Annotated in this window: 17 protein-coding genes; 6 read left to right on the top strand and 11 right to left on the bottom strand. The window is 67.5% G+C overall.

The genetic code is table 11. The features are described 5' to 3' along the window. Positions 1-126 precede the first annotated feature (126 nt). The gene (locus tag ABB07_RS05990) at positions 127-2,109 is read left to right on the top strand and encodes an APC family permease (RefSeq protein WP_244189233.1); all 1,983 of its coding nucleotides are present in this window, start codon (positions 127-129) and stop codon (positions 2,107-2,109) included. Between the two features lie 2 nt (positions 2,110-2,111). Here the strand turns inward: ABB07_RS05990 and glgX are convergent, their stop codons facing one another. The 3 genes from glgX to ABB07_RS41965 form a co-directional block, all read right to left on the bottom strand. Then, a complete protein-coding gene (glgX, locus tag ABB07_RS05985) occupies positions 2,112-4,253 on the bottom strand; it encodes a glycogen debranching protein GlgX (RefSeq protein ID WP_208897724.1) in 2,142 nt (713 codons plus the stop codon). A gap of 381 nt (positions 4,254-4,634) precedes the next feature. Beyond that, positions 4,635-5,084 carry a helix-turn-helix domain-containing protein gene (locus ABB07_RS05980; protein WP_208897723.1) on the bottom strand — a complete coding sequence of 150 codons (450 nt, stop codon included), beginning with the start codon at positions 5,082-5,084 and terminating at the stop codon, positions 4,635-4,637. A 125-nt stretch (positions 5,085-5,209) separates the two neighbouring features. Continuing rightward, positions 5,210-5,434 (bottom strand): STAS domain-containing protein, encoded by a 225-nt coding sequence (locus ABB07_RS41965; protein WP_425264802.1) that lies wholly within the window; start codon positions 5,432-5,434, stop codon positions 5,210-5,212. Between the two features lie 320 nt (positions 5,435-5,754). On the opposite strand from ABB07_RS41965, the gene ABB07_RS05975 reads away from it, so the two are divergent. From ABB07_RS05975 to ABB07_RS40565, 3 genes are all read left to right on the top strand, one after another. Next, positions 5,755-5,931, top strand: coding sequence for a hypothetical protein (locus ABB07_RS05975; protein ID WP_208897722.1), 177 nt, complete (start codon positions 5,755-5,757; stop codon positions 5,929-5,931). A gap of 581 nt (positions 5,932-6,512) precedes the next feature. Beyond that, on the top strand, positions 6,513-6,692 hold the full coding sequence (locus tag ABB07_RS05970; protein ID WP_208897721.1) for a hypothetical protein: 180 nt from the start codon (positions 6,513-6,515) through the stop codon (positions 6,690-6,692). Positions 6,693-6,931: 239 nt separating this feature from the next. Continuing rightward, entirely contained in the window at positions 6,932-7,186 is a 255-nt protein-coding gene (locus ABB07_RS40565) for a DUF2267 domain-containing protein (protein ID WP_244189232.1), read from the top strand. A 720-nt stretch (positions 7,187-7,906) separates the two neighbouring features. On the opposite strand, the gene ABB07_RS05960 is transcribed toward ABB07_RS40565, so the two are convergent. Then, positions 7,907-8,209, bottom strand: a complete 303-nt coding sequence (locus ABB07_RS05960; RefSeq protein WP_208897720.1) for an XRE family transcriptional regulator — start codon at positions 8,207-8,209, stop codon at positions 7,907-7,909. A gap of 391 nt (positions 8,210-8,600) precedes the next feature. Between ABB07_RS05960 and ABB07_RS05955 the strand changes: the two genes are divergently transcribed. Then, the gene (locus tag ABB07_RS05955; protein WP_208897719.1) at positions 8,601-9,371 is read left to right on the top strand and encodes a GAF domain-containing protein; all 771 of its coding nucleotides are present in this window, start codon (positions 8,601-8,603) and stop codon (positions 9,369-9,371) included. 12 nt (positions 9,372-9,383) lie between these two features. Here ABB07_RS05955 and ABB07_RS05950 read toward each other — a convergent pair whose 3' ends face one another. Both ABB07_RS05950 and ABB07_RS05945 read right to left on the bottom strand, forming a co-directional pair. Further along, positions 9,384-10,940 (bottom strand): bifunctional phosphatase PAP2/diacylglycerol kinase family protein, encoded by a 1,557-nt coding sequence (locus ABB07_RS05950; protein ID WP_208897718.1) that lies wholly within the window; start codon positions 10,938-10,940, stop codon positions 9,384-9,386. A gap of 369 nt (positions 10,941-11,309) precedes the next feature. Then, the gene (locus ABB07_RS05945) at positions 11,310-12,206 is read right to left on the bottom strand and encodes an RNA polymerase sigma factor SigF (RefSeq protein ID WP_208897717.1); all 897 of its coding nucleotides are present in this window, start codon (positions 12,204-12,206) and stop codon (positions 11,310-11,312) included. A gap of 726 nt (positions 12,207-12,932) precedes the next feature. Between ABB07_RS05945 and ABB07_RS05940 the strand changes: the two genes are divergently transcribed. Beyond that, entirely contained in the window at positions 12,933-13,346 is a 414-nt protein-coding gene (locus tag ABB07_RS05940) for an ATP-binding protein (RefSeq protein WP_244189231.1), read from the top strand. Positions 13,347-13,390: 44 nt separating this feature from the next. On the opposite strand, the gene ABB07_RS05935 is transcribed toward ABB07_RS05940, so the two are convergent. The 5 genes from ABB07_RS05935 to ABB07_RS05915 form a co-directional block, all read right to left on the bottom strand. Further along, positions 13,391-13,744, bottom strand: coding sequence for a hypothetical protein (locus ABB07_RS05935; RefSeq protein WP_208897716.1), 354 nt, complete (start codon positions 13,742-13,744; stop codon positions 13,391-13,393). Positions 13,745-13,791: 47 nt separating this feature from the next. Continuing rightward, on the bottom strand, positions 13,792-13,965 hold the full coding sequence (locus tag ABB07_RS05930) for a hypothetical protein (RefSeq protein WP_208897715.1): 174 nt from the start codon (positions 13,963-13,965) through the stop codon (positions 13,792-13,794). 23 nt (positions 13,966-13,988) lie between these two features. After that, positions 13,989-14,345: a PRC-barrel domain-containing protein gene (locus ABB07_RS05925; RefSeq protein ID WP_208897714.1), complete on the bottom strand. Its 357-nt coding sequence runs from the start codon at positions 14,343-14,345 to the stop codon at positions 13,989-13,991. A 127-nt stretch (positions 14,346-14,472) separates the two neighbouring features. After that, the gene (locus ABB07_RS05920; RefSeq protein WP_208897713.1) at positions 14,473-14,757 is read right to left on the bottom strand and encodes a hypothetical protein; all 285 of its coding nucleotides are present in this window, start codon (positions 14,755-14,757) and stop codon (positions 14,473-14,475) included. Positions 14,758-15,001: 244 nt separating this feature from the next. Next, on the bottom strand, positions 15,002-15,811 hold the full coding sequence (locus ABB07_RS05915) for a SigB/SigF/SigG family RNA polymerase sigma factor (RefSeq protein WP_208903302.1): 810 nt from the start codon (positions 15,809-15,811) through the stop codon (positions 15,002-15,004). Positions 15,812-16,201 lie beyond the last annotated feature (390 nt).

The following is a 16,201-nucleotide window of genomic DNA, read 5'->3' as shown; positions in this document are numbered from 1 at the left end:
GTGGGCCGAGCCATCCATGCGTGGCTCGTCAGACGCCTGGGCGTTGCCCCAAGCCGCCGGCAAACGGCAAGCGCTGTCGGTCAGGGGTCGGCGCAACCCCGCACCATCGACCGCAGAAGGGGCCACATGACCGACGTGGCGGTGGCGGACACCGACAGCGGCACATGCCGCGCACCCGAGGCGGCCTCCGTGGGAGCCCGGTGGCGGACCTGGCTTCTGCAGGGCCTGAGCGAGCGGACGGCCCGGCACCCCGGCCCGCACCGTACGCCGCACCCCGAGCACGAGGGGCACCGGTGGTGGCGGGTGATGTGCCTGACCGGAGTCGACTACTTCTCCACGCTCGGCTATCAGCCCGGCATCGCCGCACTCGCGGCCGGCCTGCTGTCTCCTCTCGCCACCCTGGTCCTGGTCGCGCTGACCCTGTGCGGTGCACTGCCGGTCTACCGGCGGGTGGCGCGCGAGAGTCCGCACGGCGAGGGCTCGATCGCCATGCTGGAGCGGCTGCTGCCCTGGTGGCCAGGGAAGATCTTCGTCCTGGTGCTGCTCGCGTTCGCCGCCACCGACTTCATGATCACCATCACGCTGTCGGCCGCGGACGCCGCCGCGCACGTGGTGGAGAACCCGTTCGCCCCGCACTGGCTGCACAGCGCCAACCTCTCGATCACGCTGGTCCTCATCGGCGTACTCGCGGCCGTCTTCCTCAAGGGCTTCCGCGAGGCCATCGGTATCGCCGTGGCCCTGGTGGGCACCTACTTGGCCGTCAATGTCGTCGTGCTCGCCGTCGCCGCATGGCACCTCGTCGCTCATCCGGTACGGATCCGCGACTGGGCGGACGCCATGACGGCCGCGCACAGCTCCCCGTGGGCCATGGCGGGCGTGGCCCTGCTGGTCTTCCCGAAGCTCGCCCTGGGCATGTCCGGCTTCGAGACCGGAGTCGCGGTGATGCCGCAGGTCCAGGGTGATCCGTCGGACACGTATGAGAGGCCCGAGGGTCGTGTCCGTGAGACGCGCCGACTGCTCACCACGGCCGCCGTCACCATGAGCTGCCTGCTCCTGCTGTCCAGTCTGACGACGGCGATCCTCATCCCGCAGGACGCCTTCAAGAGCGGCGGACCGGCCAACGGCCGTGCCCTCGCCTATCTGGCCCACCAGTACCTCGGGGAGGCGGGCGGCACGGCGTACGACGTCTCGACCATCGCCATCCTGTGGTTCGCCGGCGCGTCCGCGCTCGCCGGCCTGCTGAACCTCGTTCCGCGCTACCTCCCGCGCTACGGCATGGCTCCCGAATGGACGCGGGCCGTACGCCCGCTGGTGCTCTTGTTCATGGGGGCGGCCGTCCTCATCACGCTCTGGTTCCATGCGAACGTCGACAAGCAGAGCGGGGCCTACGCCACCGGCATGCTGGTGCTGATGCTGTCGGCGTCCTTCGCCTCCACGGTCGCCGCGCACCGCCGGGGCCGCCGGTGGGCGACCATCGGCTTCGCCGTGATCACCGCCGTTTTCGGCTACACCCTGGTCGCCAACGTGGTCGAACGGCCCGACGGCATCAAGATCGCGGCGATCTTCATCGTGGCGATCCTGGTCACCTCCTTCGGTTCGCGTGTCCACCGGTCGTTCGAACTGCGCGTCACAGACGTCCGTCTGGACGCGGAGGCGATGCGTATCGTCGACCGGGCCGCCGCGGAAGGTCCACTGCAGCTGATCGCCCATGAGCCGCTGGAGCACCACGGACAGCCCTCGGGGTTCACCCCGCAGGTGCTCACCCGAGCCCCCATCAGTGGACCGCCTCTCTTCCTCGAAGTGTCTGTGCGGGATTCGTCGGACTTCACGGCGGATGTCACCGTTCACGGCACCGAGCGGGACGGAGCGGCCTGGCTATCAGTGCAGGGCCCGACGGTCCCCAACACCATCGCGGCCGTCCTGCTGGCGCTGCGGGACCGCACAGAAGACGTTCCGCATGCGTACTTCAGCTGGTCCGAGGGCGGGCCGGTGGGCCGTCTGCTCCGCTTCCTGGTCTTCGGCGACGGAGAGGTGGCGCCGGTCACCCGCGAGGTACTGCGCCGCGCCGAACCGGACCCGGAGCGACGGCCGCGCGTCCACGTGAGCTGAGTTCAACCGTCCTGGTGAGCGCGGAGGACGAGCATGGCACGGGCCTCGACCTCCACCTCACTGCCGGCCTTGATCAGCGGCCGGTACTCGGTGTACGGGATGGCGGTGTCCACCTCCACCGCCCACCACGGACCGAGCCCTTCGGGAACAGTGAAGGCGAGCGCCTGGCTGTGGGCGTTGAAGAGCAGGAGGAACGAGTCGTCCTCCACCCGCAGTCCGCGGAGGTCCGGTTCCGTGATGGCCTTGCCGTTGAGGTGGACCATGAGGGACCTGGCGAAGCCTGTCTCCCAGTCGGTGTCGGTCATCTCGCGCCCGGCAGGCGTGAACCAGGCGATGTCCTTCACCACGCTGCCGGATGCGTGCGTCGCACGTCCCCGGAAGAACCGTCGCCGGCGGAAGACGGGGTGGTCACGCCGCAGGGTGATCAGCTTGCGGGTGAAGTCGAGCAGTTCGCTTCCCTCGATGACGTTGGGCCAGTCGATCCAGGTCAGTTCGTTGTCCTGGCAGTAGGCGTTGTTGTTGCCGCGCTGGGTCCGGCCGAGTTCGTCGCCGTGCAGCAGCATGGGCACGCCCTGGGAGAGCAGCAGGGTGGCGAGGAGGTTGCGCTGCTGCCGGGCGCGCAGGGCCAGCACGCCGCGGTCGTGAGTGGGGCCCTCCGTACCGCAGTTCCAGGACCGGTTGTGACTCTCGCCGTCGCGGTTGTCCTCGCCGTTGGCCTGGTTGTGCTTGTCGTTGTACGAGACCAGGTCGCGCAGGGTGAAGCCGTCGTGCGCGGTGACGAAGTTGATGGAGGCGTAGGGCCGGCGGCCGTCGTTCTGGTACAGGTCGGAGGATCCGGTGAGGCGGGAGGCGAACTCACCCAGAGTGCCGCCCTCGCCGCGCCAGAAGTCGCGAACCGTGTCGCGGTACTTGCCGTTCCACTCGGTCCACAGCGGCGGGAAGTTGCCCACCTGGTAGCCGCCGTCGCCCACGTCCCAGGGCTCGGCGATGAGCTTCACCTGGGAGATGACCGGGTCCTGCTGGACGAGGTCGAAGAACGACGACAGCCGGTCCACCTCGTGGAACTGCCGGGCCAGGGTGGCGGCCAGGTCGAAGCGGAAGCCGTCGACGTGCATCTCGGTCACCCAGTACCGCAGCGAGTCCATGATCAGCTGCAGGGTGTGTGGGTGATTCATCCGCAGGCTGTTGCCGGTGCCGGTGGTGTCCCAGTAGAAGCGGGGGTCCTGATCGGACAGGCGGTAGTAGGCCGCGTTGTCCAGGCCGCGCAGCGACAGCACCGGCCCGAGATGGTTGCCCTCGGCGGTGTGGTTGTAGACGACGTCGAGGATGACCTCGATGCCCGCCTCGTGCAAGGCCTTGACCATCGACCGGAACTCCTGCACCTGCTCGCCCCGCTGCCCGGACGAGCAGTAGGCGTTGTGCGGCGCGAAGAAGCCGATGGTGTTGTACCCCCAGTAGTTCGACAGGCCCTTCTCCGTCAACACGTGGTCGTGGACGAACTGGTGGACCGGCATCAGCTCCACCGCGGTGACGCCCAGCGTGACGAAGTAGTCCACCATGGCCGGGTGCGCGAGCGCCGCGTACGTACCGCGTATCGCCTCCGGTATGGCCGGATGGGTCTTCGTCATCCCCTTCACGTGGGCCTCGTAGATGACCGTCTCGTGATACGGGGTCCGTGGCGGATGATCTCTGCCCCAGTCGAAGAAGGGGTTCACCACTACCGACTTCGGCGCGTACGGGGCGGAGTCCAGGCCGTTTCGTCGGCCGGGGGCATCGAAGTGGTACGGGAAGAGCGCCTCGTTCCACTCGACCTCGCCCTCGATCGCTTTGGCGTACGGATCGAGCAGCAGTTTGTTGTGGTTGCAGCGCGCGCCACGCTGAGGTCGGTACGGTCCGCGCACCCGGAATCCGTAGCGCCGGCCCGGGCCCACGTCGGGCAGATAGATGTGGTGGACGAAGCCATCCACCTCTTTCAGCGTGACACGCTCCTCGATGCCGTCCTCGTCGAAGAGACACAGCTCCACGCGCTCCGCCACTTCGGAGAACACGGCGAAGTTCGTCCCGGCGCCGTCGAAGGTCGCGCCCAACGGGGACATCTGACCAGGCCGCGAGCCCACCTCGGTGCTCTCCTGCCATATACGCATGATCACGCGCCTCCCCAGCAAGGACGGCGGGCAGCCCGCACCCGTCGTTCCCTTTTGCCCGCGTCACGGGCGAGCATGCGCGCGTGCCCGCCCCGCACAGCCGGGGGGATGAAGGAGTGTGAAGTCGCCGCATCTCGTCGGGCCCTACCCGCAGACAGGGCTGACCATGGCGTACGTCCAAGGGGCGCGCATGAGTAGCGGGGCTGGCTTTTCCACGCAAGAGTGGGACCTGCGGGCAGCAGCTGTTTCAGTGCGCTCGGGCTGCTGCCCGCAAACTCTCCGGGGCAGCCCGAGGACAAGAACCATCACAGGGTTGCGGAGCTGGGGCGTAGCGCCGGCCGACGCCGCGCCGGCCGTGCCGTGTGACGGGGCGTGCGCCGATCAGAGCGGCGAACGGCTACGAGGCACCCGTGCCAAGGGGCTCACAACCCCGTACAGCTGGTTGAACGTGTCCCGCAATACCGGGCGGTCCGACGGTGCGGCGGTCATCAGTGTCTGTTCCAGAAGTTGCCGACGGCGCTGACGTGTCGCTTCGAGCACACATGTTCCGGCGCCAGTGACGGAGAACTCGCCGGACGGGAGGCGCCGTACCAGCGTGCGCTGCTCCAGACAGTCGAGCAACCGGGTCGCCCACGAGGCGCTGACGCAGAGGTCTCGGGCAATCCTGTCGGGGGCGTTCGCCTCGCCGCCCAGGGCGAGCAGAACGCGCATCTGCTCCTCGGAAACCGTGGGGGCGACGTCCTCATGGGCCCGCTGCCACAGCTTGATCATCGCTTCGGCGACGTGTTCCGCCGCGGGAGTCGCTTCGGCACGTTCGGGTTCCACTGACATGGCTTCCCCTTTCCTCGATGCCGTCGCGTACGCGCTTACCCGCACGAAGTTCCCTCAGCCCCGCCTATATGTTCGAAAATGCTATGAGCTGGGGCGGAAGATGAATAATATGTAGAATTGGTCGGTCATCTGGGTGATGCAAACCTCGTTTGAGGACCTGTATTTCTCTCATTCCTCGCATTGGCTCCGAGGTGGTCTGCAAGGCCTCGCACGGCATCTTCCGCGGCGTCGTACAGGTCAAGAATCCTATCGACGCCGGTGAGCTTCAGTAGCTGTCGTAGCTGCCCCTGCACGCCGGCCAGCGCCAACCTTGCCCCGGCCTCATGGGCGCGCCGACGGGCCGCCGGAATCGATGAGGTTGAAGAACTCGGTTCGAAACATCTGCCCGGTCAGGCAGTCCATTTCGCCATCGAAGGAAGCGACCAGACAGCGGCCGACATGGGTCCTCGTGACCGAAGGAACACTGGACATTCAGACACCCTCCCCGCCATTCTCCACGGCACGCAGGCCGCGCCCGGGAAGATGCGCTTGCCCTAAATGCCCCTACCCAACCGCTACAGCGCCGATGAGGCTCCGCGGACTTGTGCGGCGCCGCCGGTGTGAGTTGCCAGGCGGCGGGAATTCGGAGGGCAGCGCACCACAGACGTCACCCGACGAGGAGGCCAAAACCATGCTGGCGATAGCTTCTGCGGCCCTGTTCTTCATCGCCTTTTTGATCAACGCAGCAGATATCTCGACCAACCACACCTTCACCTCGACCAACGTCATGCTCCTTGGCCTCACGGTGCTGGCGCTGCACCTCGCAGGTGTTGGAGGCGGCTGGACCGTCCGCAGCCGTAGACGCTGACGACCTCTCAGGGATTTCCGCCTGCCCGCACCTCCCCAAACGACTGCCGGAAGATCGGTGCGGGGGAGCCGGACCACTGCCGGGGAGCCAAGAAGCGGCGGGCACAGGAGGAGAGGACTCGGAAGCATCCCGCCACGACCCGTTGAACGGAGCGGGTCGTGGCTGCGGGCCGGCTTCGCCCAGGGACTCGGCGCGACACTGGCCTGGCTTCTGGTGCACACCGTTCTGCAGATCGGGCAGCTGCTGGTCGCCGTACCGGCCGCGGTCGCCATCGGCATCCTGCTGGACGAATACGTCTTTCCCCGCGCCGACGCGAAGTGACGGCACTGATCCGGGGCTTGCGGCGCGCACGCGGGCTGGCCGGAGGTGATCCAGAACTCGGAATGGTGCGCTGACCTGCGCATATGTCACCTGGGTGATGCCTTCGCTTCTGTCGTCATTGGCTGGGGCTCCTCAGACTCCTCTAGTCGATGCGCTGGTGTGGGGGTGCGACGGCGTAAACGTCGGGAGGTTGCTCTGAGGAGTGTTTGTGTTGACCAGGAGGAGGGTCCACAGTCGAGAGGGGGAGAAAGGAGGGCACCGTGATCGTCCTCGCGATCTTTCTTCTCACCGTCGGGATGATCTTGCTTATCCTCGGTGCGATTGTGATCGCACTCGGTGCTTCTCTGATTGCTGTCGGGTTGCTCTTGATCATCATGGGGATGGCGTTGATCGCAGCCGGTGCGTTCTTGCTGATTCGTAGAGCGTTGAGGCGGCGCTGACGCTACGGATGCGTCTTCATAAGCCACGGTTCGAGCGGCGAACGGGAGTCGCCCGGCACAGGTGGTGGCGACCTGTTGGTACTTCTGGCTGCACACCGTTCTGTTCCGGGCGCTGGAAGTGCTGCTTGATCGGGTAAGCGAACGAGGCTCCTAAGACGATCAGGACGAGGCCACACGTGCGGTACGCAACGTGCTGTCAGTTTTGGGCTCCCACCCTCGTCGGCGACGACCGAACCGAATTGGCAGCGCTGCTGCCGCCGCAGTGCGTCGCGTGGTTGAGCGAATCCGCGCCGGCCAGTGAGCCGTTGACTCCTTCTGGCTTCGTCGAGGCAGTGGCTGAGCGTGACATCGTTGACGAGCTTCAGGCCCGTCGTGCCGTGGCCGCGGTGCTCAGTGCGCTGGCCGACATGGCTGATGAAGCCTTGCTTCGCAGGATTCTGACGCAGCTCCCGCCGGGCCACGCTGCCCTCTTTGGTCGCATGGATCCGGCCTGAGCGGCAAATGGAACAGCCCTGAGCAGCCACGACACCCCTCTGCCAGGCGGGCGCACTCCATGCGCGCGTACCTGGACCGGCCGGGCTTTCAGGACACGGTCAAGAAACTCGGTGGGAACATCGTCCTTGGAATGCCGTTTGGCTTGCTCCTGCCCGTTCTGATTCCGCGTGCCCGAGGGATCGTCCGCGTCGCAGCCGTCACGGCCCTGGTGATGCTGTTCGCGGGTACCTCTTGGGTCCGCTGCCTGCACTACAACAGTAGTGCAGGCAGCAGGGGGTCAGAGCAGCCCGGTGTCGTATCCGCACACCCAGTTGAGTGCCGTGTGGATCCCTCGCAGGTAGTCGCTGCTGCCAGGCGAGCCGCTGGGGTGCTCCAATTGGACTGTCGCGGCGTCCAGTTCGGCCGTGAGCAGCGCCAGGTCCGGCGCGCAAGGAACCCCCCGGGCAGTGACTGGGGAACTCTCGGAACGTCCCAGTGCCCACTCGAATGCCGCCACTTCTCCCGCTTGAAACTGCGGTGAGCCCGCACCATGGCCGTCTGTCAGGTCACCGAGAAGGGTCTCGACGTCGACACGTAGGCGGACGCCCACGTGTGGGGCTTCGCTGTCGCCGTTGTCTTCGCAAGTCATCACGCTCCACGCGTACCAATCCGCTCGCGGCGGAGGTCCGCTCTTCGGGACCGTGGCATGGGGCATCAGGTGAGATCGGAAGTGGTTCATGTTAGTGAGACCCATGGACTGGTGTGCGACGACCGCCGGCGTGCTGTCGCAGCCTTCGCGCTTCGGAAGCTGCCTTCGCCTTGACCGAAGGATGTGCGACTCCCAGAACCGCCGACAGGGGCAGTGCGAGGCTGCGGGCGAGTTCCCTCAGTTCGTCGTCGGTGGGATGGATGGGGCCGTTGGCACCGTCTTCCGCGAACGCTTTGACCCGCGGGGTACGAATACCGGTCTGCTCGGCGATGGCCTGTGCCGTCAAATGGCGGCGGCGCATGGTCTGTTGGATCAGTCGTGCGAGGTTGTCCATCTTCTCTTTCCCTTCCGGTCGACCACGGGAAGGGCTGGCCCACGGAATCGTGCGCCGCGGCCCTGGGCCCCTGTGACATCCCTGGTTCTCTGGGGCGTCCCAGCGTGGCGTGTTCTTCATCTGTAGTTGCGCGCCTACCCTCGGCGACCGGCATGACGCCACGGTCACCCGGACGGCTGTTGTCGATGACTCACGCGACGAGGAGATGTGTCTGGAGCGCCGTAGCACCCGGTTCGTCCTGTCAAAGCACCTGAGGCCGACGAGCGACACATGAGAGGGACCGTCGGGTGGTAAACGCACTTTCATGGCTGGGGCGCCGGGCACGGCCATCCGTACCGCTCCGAGGGCGCTCCCGACGCGCGGACAGTGCGCGAATGAGGGAATGATGACCATGCTGGAGGAGACGTCGGAAACACGAGAAGCACCTTCGATTGTGCATGACGTCTCGATCGCGGCAGCGGTGGGGCGAGGCGCGCTGCCCCGCCGGCTCTGCACCGCGTTCACAGCGGGCATGGGCGCACAGCGGGCGGCTCTGTCGCTGCTGCCCAGCCTGGATCACTGGCAACTGCTGTGTGCCACCGACGAGTCGGCCCTGCTCGGCGAAGCCGTGCAGTTCACGCGCGCTGTTGGTCCGTCGATCAATGCGGCCCTGGAGATGCGGCCAGTCCTCGTATCCGGCCTGCAGAACAGCCATTCCAGTGCTGGCTCGCACCTGGCTGACGAGGTGCCTGATGTCGAGCAGGTGCTGGCGCTACCGCTGAACGAGCGCCGCACGCCGATCGGCGTCATGTCCCTCTACTACACGCGGCCGAAGCAGGTGACGGTTCCGCAGCTCGCCCAGGCGCAACGTGCCGCCGACGTCGCTTTGGACGCGCTGCTGCGCTGGCGACGCGTGCACGCGAGCTCAGGCTGCCGGCGGCCGGTGTGGAAGTCGGATACCCGTGCGGCACGTTGGCACCGCATCCACCGGGCCGCTGGGTGTGTCGCGGCACGCGAAGACTGTTCCACGGCAGAGGCGTTGGCCTGGCTGCAAGCGGTCAGTGCGCGTGATGGACTGTCCCTCCTCGAAGTAGCCGACGGTCTCCTGCAGCCCTCCGCCGACGAAGAACTCGGACTGCGCAGGCAGGGGAGTCGACCCACGGAGACGGAGCGTCGCGCGTAGCAAACCTTGGTGTCACCGGCCGCTGTCCATGGGCGCAGCGAGCGAGCTGCCGGGGATGTCGTCTGATGTCGGTCGGTACACGGTCAGGGCCTCGGCGAGCTTGTCGAGGAGGAGGGCCGGAGGAGCGTCGGCCACCTCGCCGTCGTAGGCCATGCAGGCCTCCTCGGGCAGGCCGGAGATCAGCAGGCGCTTCGGCGTTGCGGCTGCGTAGAACGGTGTCCTTGCCAGTCGGCCGACGCACGCTGCCGCCAGCAGACGGGTGCGGGCGAAGCGGCCGGCGTGGGCGACCCGCACGTCGAGCATGCCGTCGGCCAGGTCGTGGCGCCGGACCGGTGCGATGCCGACGCTGCGGTACAGGCCGTTTCCCGCGAAGAGCAGCCACAGCGACCGGCGGTGTCCGTTCACCTCGACCCGCATGGGAGCGGACTGGCGCAGGATCCGGGCGACCCCGAGGAGGGTGGCCGGTGGTCCGCCGATCCTCGGAGCCCATCGTTCGCGCAGCCGTACCAGTTCCGGGTAGACGCCCATGCTGAAGGTGTTGAGGAAGTAGGCCGGCTCGGTGCCGCCATCCGCTGTGCGCAGAGGTCTGATCCGGCCGACGTCGGTACGGACGGCACTGCCTTGCATCACCGCGGTGCACGCGTCGGCTACTGTGTCGACTCCCAGATCGGCGGCGAAGTGGTTGAACGTGCCGCCGGGGAGCACCATGAGGGGCACGTCGGCCGCGAGCGCGGCGGTCGCGGCTGCGTTGACGGTGCCGTCGCCGCCGCACACTCCCAGGGCGCCGCCCCGGTGTGCAGCCTCCCGGGCCGCCTTCGCCAGTACCTTGGGCAGGGGTCCGGCCTCCTCGTCGTAGAGTACGACCTCGGCCTGCGGCAGCATTGTTCTCAACTGCTTGATGGGGTCGGCAAGTTGAGGTTGGCTGCCGGAAGACGGGTTGACGACGACGACCAGCCCCTCTCCTTCGGGGAGTGCGGGCACGTCCGCTCGTGGCCGGGCCGGCGGCGGCATCTGCGAGCGGGACGGCACCAGGCCGCGCACCGCATAGGCGGCACCCACTCCGAGGGCCGCGCCGGCCAGGACATCGCCGGGATAGTGGACCCCCGTGTAGACGCGGGAGAAGGCTACCGATGCGGCCAGCGGAGCCAAGGCTGCGCCCCAGCGCGGTGACTCCAGGGCGACCCCCGACACGAACGCCGCGGCCGAGGCGGCATGCCCGGAGGGGAAGGAACTGGTGAAGGGCTGGCGGGGCAGGTGCCGGACGACCGGCACGGCGTCCCGTATCGGCCTGGCCCGGCCGACGGAGCGTTTGCCGATGGTGTTCACCGTGACCGAGGCCAGCGCCAGTGATGTCACCCCGCGGACAGCGGCCCGGCGGCCGCGCGCCCCTGCGAGGGCCCACATACCCAGGGCGACGCCGCCCCACAGCAGACCGTGGTTGGCGCTCCGGCTCAGCCTCGGCAGCACCGTTTCGGCTGCGGGCCACTCGCGCGCCGCCACGCTCTGGAACAGCGACTGGTCGGCGGCGCGTAGCAGGTTCCGGATGGGGTGCCGGGCTCGATCACTCATGGACCCCCTTTACCCCGCCGAACGCCTCGCACCCGTTCCGGCTGCTGTTCCCGTCACTCGGCCTCTGCCGACTACGCCGTCCGGCCTCCGGTCCAGTTGCCGCCCCCGGCGGCGCGCAGCCGGGTCGTCCCACGGATCCGGCGCACTGGCCCCCTGGCGTCTCCGATGTGGCCGGGTCGTGGCGTTGCAGGGCCGGGGGCACCGTCACCCGTGCTTGATTCAGGCCTGCTGAACCTTGCAGTCCACTCGTTCGACCGCCGCTCGGTGTACTCGGCGGACACCAGTGACCGGCCGCGCTCGGTGATGCGTGGCGCGACCGGCCTGTCGGTTGGGCTGGCTGAGGTCCTCGCTCGTGCAGACACGAGTCTGTCACTGTGGGGTCAAGTGCGATCGGAGTTTGGCCAGGATGCGCGCGAGGAGGCGAGAGACGTGCATCTGGGAGACACCGAGCTCGTCAGCGATCTCGCGCTGGGTCATCTCGCGGCCGAACCTTATGGCGAGGATCTTCCGATCGCGCTCGGGCAGTGCGGCGATCACCGGCTGCAGAGTGGTCAGCTCCTCGACCAGTTCCAAGTCGTGATCCTCGAAGCCGACATGGTCGGCAAGAGCGTCATCGCGGTCGGTTCCTTCGAAGGGGGCGTCCAGCGAGAGGGTGTTGTAGCTGTTGGCGGCTCCCAGCCCTTCAAGCACTTCTTCGGCGTCCAGATGCAGGTGCGTGGAAAGTTCGGCGACGGTTGGTGGCCGGCCGAGGCACTGCTCCAGGTCCGCGGTCGCCTTGTCCAGCGTCAGGCGCAGCTCCTTCAGCCTGCGCGGAACTCGTAGGGCCCAGGTGGTGTCGCGGAAGAACCGCTTGATCTCGCCGAAGATGGTCGGCAGCGCGAACGTGACGAATTCGACGCCGTGTGAGGGGTCGAACCGGTTGATCGCTTTGATCAGTCCGATCGTGCCCACCTGCAGCACGTCTTCGGCCGACTCGGTGCGTGAGTGGAACTGCCGGGCCGCGAAGTGCACGAGGGCCAGGTTGAGTTCGACCAGCGTGTTGCGGACGTAGGAGTACTCGGCGGTGCCCTCTTCCAGCGCGTCCAAGCGGGCGAACAGGGTCTTGGACAGGACCCGGGCATCGGCCGGTGCGATCGAGCTCAGGTCCGCGGAGGCCAGGTTGTCTGCCGCCGGTGACGGCAGGGCGGTGTCAGGGGCTGTGGCCGGCCCCGGCGTATGTCGGGCCAACGACAGGGCCGTGGAGTGATCGGTCAGCAGACTCGGCATGGCTGTCGCCCTTCATCCAGGTGCCCGTGATCATGTGCGGGGCACGACATGCACGGTCTGTTACCCAAAGCGCCAGAGTGGTACACCCACAGTTACGAAACTCTCTGCCGTAGAGCTCTTCGTGTTCTCCGGATGCACCGACCGTCTCCGGCTCCGCCGGAGCGGGGCCCGGATGGGAGGCGCGGTCGTGCGGAGGGAAGTCATTCGGAGCACTGGCGAGGCGGAGGAGCTGACGGGGGTCTTCGTCTACCGGGGTGAAGGAAGACACGTGGTGGTGGGACGAGATGCACCTCCTTTGCGGCTACCCGCCCGACTCGGTTGAACCGACGAGTGAGCTGCTCCGTGAGCACCAGCACGCCGCCGGCGTGGCCATGCGTATCCTGCGTCGGCAGTCCCAGCACACGAACAGGAGACTGCGGGACGTCGCCAACGCGCTTGTGGCTGCGGCCTCCACGCCGCCGGGCGAGCCGCAGCACGACCTGACGCACAGGATCGGCGTTGTCCTGTACCCCCATAGGGGTTGGCTGAGGCATGTCCCAAGTCGCGCTTCGTGCTGCGAGTACTGGATGAGTCGACCACTCCGGTTCGGAAGGCCAGCAAAGTCCGCATCTGCATGCGCTGGGCGGTGGCGTTTGAGTCGCTTTCCACTCATCGGGCGAACATCCATCAGCCTGTCGCGGGAAGCCGGAAAACGACGAGCAATCCGACGCTGCTGCAGGAGGAAAAGTGATCGTCCCCGGTAGGAGACAAGACACCAGCGCACCCCGGCGCCTGGTACTCCGCAACCGCCCAGACGCTGCCGCGAAGGCACGCCAGGTCTCCCGGTGGTTCGTGCGCCAACTCGCTCCACCGGTCGACGACCGATCCGCGCAGGACGTGGACCTCGTCGTCACGGAACTCGTGACGAACGCGGTGCGGCACGCCCGCGGTACGACCTGCGTGCTGAGTCTCGACGCCCGGCCGGACGCCGTCGAGGTGACCGTCCTCGACTCGGATCCCGAACCGCCTCGCCCTCGGGCACCGGACTTCAGCGGACGCCTGGGTGGATTCGGCTGGCTCATGATCCGTCGTCTGGCCAGAAAGGTCACCGTGGTGCTGGTTCCCAACGGCAAGGCCATCTGTGCCCTGGTCCCCAGATGACGCGCACCACATCCCCGCAGGGGAACGCGCGGCTTCGTCCCTGGTCAGCCCCGTTCGACTCCGTATCCACACACCCAGGTCAGCCCGGCGTGCAGCCCGCGCAGATAGTCGGTGTTTCCGGGCAGGTTCCCCGTGTCCTCCAACTGGACCGTGACCGCGTCCAGCTCGGCGGTCAGCAGCGCGAGGTCAGGTGGACCTGGTACACCCCGACCGGTGACCGGGGAACTGTCGGCCCTCCCCAGGGCCCACTCGTAGGCCACCGCTTCCCCAGCACGGAACTGGGGCGAGGGTGCACCCTGGCCATCCGTCAGGGCGCCGAGGGCGGACAAGACCTCTGAGCGCAGCCGCACGCCCACCGACTCGGCCTCGCCGCCGTCCTTGTCTTCCGTGGTGTTCATTTCCATCCGTTTCACTTCGTGCACGCATCAACTGGGGGTGCCAGGGTTCAGCGGACCCGCGGTGACCGTGGACGTCGGCGGCGGAACCGCGTCGCTCCATAGACGAGGTCCGCCACCAGGACGAGGACACCGATGACCAGAAGGTAGAACAGGCCATGCGCGGCGACTCCGATGATGCCCAGGACGATCGCCACGATGATCAGGAGCAGGAACAGGTTCATCCGTCCTCCCGTGCTTCGCGAGGTCAACGGCGCGCGAGGCGTCGTTCGCCACCGGCCCCCGGGGCGTAGTCCAGCCCGTAGTGCGCGAAGAGTGCGGGCTCCTCGCCGGCGGGCAGTACACCGTCGGTTTCGATCGAAGGTGCCTTCTTGACCAGACCCTTAGGGCTGGTGACTTTCAGATAGCCCGGGCCCACGGTGGCGCCGCCGAGCGGGACGAACACGAGACGGCGCCGGGTAGGCAGTCCCACGGTGACCGCGGCGAACACAGGGTCGTCGTTCGCCGTGTCCACGTACACCGACTCCAGCGTGCCGATCTTGTGACCGCCAGGATCCACCACATCGTGCCCGCGCCACTCCCGAATGTCATCGGCCTCGAACATCACCGGCCTCCTGCGTCTGAGCTCCCTTCCAATCGTGCGCTCGATCCACGGCGACGGCATAGCACATGCACCGGAAGAGTCGGGGCATCAGCAGCTTGGAGGCCACCCTCATGCGGGACGGGCGATCTCACCTGGTCCTGGACCCGTCGCTGAACCTGTCGGGGGTCGGCTTCTGTGACTCCTCCGGGTTGAACGCCCTGGTCCGGCTGTGGCACAGACCCGTGAAGCAGGCGGGAGTCTCACCCTGGCCGCCGTCCCCGCGCCCGTGCTCCGGGTCATCGAGATCACCGGCCTGAGCGAGCTGCTGTCCATCGTGCCCACCACGAGCCACGCCCTCGCCGAGCATGCCCTCATCCAAGAGCAGTGTCAGGTCGTACTCCCAGACGTCCGTGCCGAACACGACGCGCCTCATGGTGAGAACCATGGAGAGGCGCCCGCCTTGTCCTGAAGACTGAGGTGCGGAGCTGCGCGCAGCCCTGGCGGGGCTGTCCTCGGCATGGCGGCTCGTCGGAGCCTCGGGACGTGTTCCGCCCTGCCGGTGGCGCCCGCGGAGGCAGCCACCACAGACGGGCGCCACCGGCTGCGCATCGGGAGCGGCACCGGTGTCGCGAGCTACATCGCCGGCCACCTGTTGTCGGCCCCGGACAGGCGCACCGTCAGGTGAGGGAGAGCATGCCGCCGCGCAGGCGGGTCAGAAGCCGGGAGAGCAGGCGGGAGACGTGCATCTGGGAGATGCCGAGTCGCTTGCCGATCTCGGCCTGCGTCCGCTCCTCGACGAACCGCAGATGAAGGATCAAGCGCTCTCGCTCGCTGAGATCAGCGAGTAGGGGAGCGAGAGAGCGGAAGTCTTCCACGAGTTCCAGGGCCGGATCCTCGAGGCCGATGACTTCGGACAGCGCCGCCTCGTTGTCCTCGTCCGCGGAGCTGAGGGGAGCGTCGAGGGACGCCGACGTGTAGCCGTTCGCGGCGATCTGGGCCTCGACGACCTCCTCCTCGGTGAGGTTCATCAAGGCCGCGAGTTCGGAGACCTTGGGGGAGCGGCCCAGTCGGCTGGCGAGTTCCTCGGTGGCCTTGGAGAGCTCGGCGCGGGCTTCCTGAAGGCGTCGCGGCACGTGTACCGCCCAGGTGGTGTCGCGGAAGAACCGCTTGATCTCCCCGACGATGTACGGCACCGCGAAGCTGGTGAACTGGACCTCGCGCGAGATCTCGAAGCGGTCGATGGCCTTGATCAGGCCGATGGTGCCGACCTGGACGATGTCCTCCATCGACTGGCCGTTGGCGCTGCGGAAGCGGCCGGCCGCGTAGCGCACCAGCGACATGTTCATCTCGATGAGGGTGTTCCGAACGTACTGATACTCCTCCGTGCCCTCTTCGAGCACCGCGAGCTGGTCGAAGAACGCCTTGGACAGTTGCCTGGCATCCTCAGGTGCGACCTTCTGTGGTTCGCTGATCCGGGGCAGCTCCATGTCGGTTTCCGTGGTCGCACTGACGCCTGTCGCCGTCACAAGCCCTCCCTGGTCGTCCCCGGCCCGGCCCGGTCACCCGCCGGCCGCCTTGCTCGGCGCTTACCCCCGATAGCGGAGGGCACACCCGCAGTGACCCGGGACGGAAAAACGGCCACTAGGTGTGACCGTGAGACGCCCAGTCGGCCGGCACGTGGGGCTGCCGAACCCGCCGGGTTCCCACAGGGGAGTGTCGCGCTGCCGTGGCAGGACTGCCTCCGCCTGTGCTGAATCCTTGGGTTCCACCACGGACAGGAAGGTCCGCGTGATCTCGCGTGCGTGTTCCCCATGCCGTGTCCACCAGGGGCTATGAACTTTCGAGGCGTGGCCCACAGGCAAACGGAGGCGGTATCG

Origin of the sequence: Streptomyces incarnatus, from assembly GCF_001027185.1 — a bacterium.
GTDB classification, from domain to species: Bacteria; Actinomycetota; Actinomycetes; order Streptomycetales; family Streptomycetaceae; genus Streptomyces; species Streptomyces puniciscabiei.
The sequence above is the reverse complement of the archived record's forward strand: the minus strand, read 5'-3'. Positions and strand labels throughout refer to the sequence as shown.